This is a genomic window from Methylophaga sp. UBA4204 (assembly GCF_002379485.1).
GTDB lineage: Bacteria > Pseudomonadota > Gammaproteobacteria > Nitrosococcales > Methylophagaceae > Methylophaga.
In genome coordinates, this window is record NZ_DFTU01000055.1 from 7,359 (window position 1) to 9,632 (window position 2,274).

The following is a 2,274-nucleotide window of genomic DNA, read 5'->3' on the forward strand; positions in this document are numbered from 1 at the left end:
TCGAGCATGCGATCGGCTTCGTCAATAATGACCAGTTCAACTGCTGATAAATCGACTGATTCATCATTTACCAGACTTAACAGACGACCGGGCGTAGCGATAATAATGTCGCATTGAGCAGTAGCATGTTGCACCTGCGCCCAAGGCGAGGCACCGCCGGTCAACATGGCGATGGTCGGTTTAAAGGCTTTACCGAGTTGATGAAACACATGCTGGATCTGAAATGCCAGTTCGCGGGTTGGAGCGAGGATCAGAATACGAGCCTGATCGTGCTTATGGCGTTCATCATTGAGGCGTTGCAAAATTGGCAGGATAAAGGCCGCCGTTTTCCCGGTACCGGTAGCGGCACAGGCCAATACGTCCTGACCGGCCAATAATGCCGGGATCGCCAGTTGCTGTACCTCAGTCGGTTTTTCAAAACCACTGTCGCGCACAGCGGCAATCAATTCATCATCAAGGAATAGATCGTCAAAAGTCATGGTGTTTATCTTATCAGTCGAAAGCGCCTGTGGGATCACAACAGGCATAGAAGTGGCGGGCAATATAACACAATATTGCTGCTAAGCCTGATGTGGTTGTTTTACTTCAGGTAGTCAAAACCAGCAAACAGCCAGCAATCATGACTGCGCAAGCCGCTAATCGGCGAAGAATATGTTTTTCATGAAAAATGCGGTAGCCGAGAAACACCTGCAATACCATACTGAGTTGGAATAACGCCAGCGAATAGGCCACCAGTAATTGCGAAAAAATCAGCATGGTGGTGTATTGCATCAAAAAAATAAACCCGCCCAGCCAGAGAAAATGACTGCGGTGTTGTCTGGCTGCTTGCCAGTCCATTTGCCAGCGTTTGCCACCAAACCAGTAATACAGACCAATCGATAATGGCAGGCCAAATAAACACCAATAGACTGTGGTTGCCAGTGCACCGCCACTCAATACGGCATTTTTAAGTGGCAGGGTGCCAATTGAAAATAACAGTATGGATAAAAACCGATATTGCACGCCGCGTTGCATGAATAATTGCGATAGTCGGTTTGCAGATGGAGTTGTGGCCGGAGGGAATAACAAAAAACTGCCAAGCAAAATGATTATAACCCCGCTGAGCCCCTGCATACTGGGCACTTCGCCCAGAAAGATCAGCGCAAGAATCATCGAAAATACAACTTTATACGCGTTCAGTGGGCCGAAAACCGATAAATCAGTTTTGGATAAAGACAACACCAGAAATAAAGTGCCCGCCATATCCAGCAGAGCAGCCAGCAGAATATTGATCCAGAAGCGATGATCAATGGCACTGTGTTCCACCAATAGTATTAAAGGCAGACTAATGCAGGCCAGAACGAGATAGGAAAGCATCACGATAAACAGTGAATGCAGACCTTTGTGAGTGAACTGTTTTTGAAAAACGTTAGCCGCGGCGGAGGAAAATATCCTCCCTAGGACAATCAGTAACTCCATTACTCAGCAGAGTTTAATGGCAGATAATTATTTTCAGCATTGGTTTGATAAGCATTAAACATCTGGTAGTTGGCGTCCGGATCAAAACTGAAGACGATAAAATGATCCTTGCGTGAGCCCATTTCCATGCCTGGTGTACCGACCGGCATCTGCGGAACCGACAAACCTTTGATATGAGCAGGTTTATCGATCAGTAATTGTTTAATATCATCAGCCGGCACATGGCCTTCGATCACAAAATCATTAATAACGGCGGTATGACAGGAAGCCATATTGTTGGGCACACCAAGTTTTTGTTTAATTGTCGCCATATCATTACGGATCTTATCAATCACTTCGAATTGATGTTTTTCGAGATGCTCAATCCATTTATGGCAGCACTGACAATTGGCGTCACGATATACAGTAATCGTTTGTGGCTGTTCAAGTTGCAGACGAGCCTGATCCCATTCGCTGGCGTGGAGAGTAGATGCTAAAGCCAGACTCAGCAGTAAAGTCAGGCCGAAATTTACCATTTTATTAAGGGCACTCAATCATAATCTCCTGATCCTGGCTGTTTTTCTCGACATACTCCAAAGCCCACAATGTCGACTTATTATTTTCAACATCAATCATCTGCGGCAACTCGACACAATCGATTCCATGGTTTTTAAAGTGATCGATTTCAGTTTCTGTCAGCAACTGCGGGTTATGCCAGATGGCTGAAATATCATCACTGATTTCAGCCTGAAAAGCTTCCAGACCCTCACGAGTAAAAATAATAAGTACCATGATTATGGGATATCCAAATAGGCTTTTTCAGAGATAGTCGCCCAA

The 2,274-nt window shown here is 45.4% G+C and carries 4 protein-coding genes; all 4 read right to left on the minus strand.

Features of this window, described 5'->3' with window-relative positions; all coding sequences use genetic code 11:
* Positions 1-479, minus strand: a 479-nt coding sequence (locus B3182_RS07965; RefSeq protein ID WP_292752265.1) for a DEAD/DEAH box helicase, incomplete at its 3' end; no start/stop codon positions are given.
* A 106-nt stretch (positions 480-585) separates the two neighbouring features.
* Positions 586-1,458, minus strand: coding sequence for an EamA family transporter (locus tag B3182_RS07970; protein WP_292353674.1), 873 nt, complete (start codon positions 1,456-1,458; stop codon positions 586-588).
* Positions 1,458-1,991: a DUF411 domain-containing protein gene (locus B3182_RS07975; RefSeq protein ID WP_292353675.1), complete on the minus strand. Its 534-nt coding sequence runs from the start codon at positions 1,989-1,991 to the stop codon at positions 1,458-1,460. The genes B3182_RS07970 and B3182_RS07975 overlap by 1 nt, the downstream gene beginning before the upstream one ends.
* Positions 1,978-2,229: a hypothetical protein gene (locus tag B3182_RS07980; protein ID WP_292353676.1), complete on the minus strand. Its 252-nt coding sequence runs from the start codon at positions 2,227-2,229 to the stop codon at positions 1,978-1,980. Before B3182_RS07980 ends, B3182_RS07975 begins: the two co-directional genes overlap by 14 nt.
* Between the last annotated feature and the right edge of the window lie 45 nt (positions 2,230-2,274).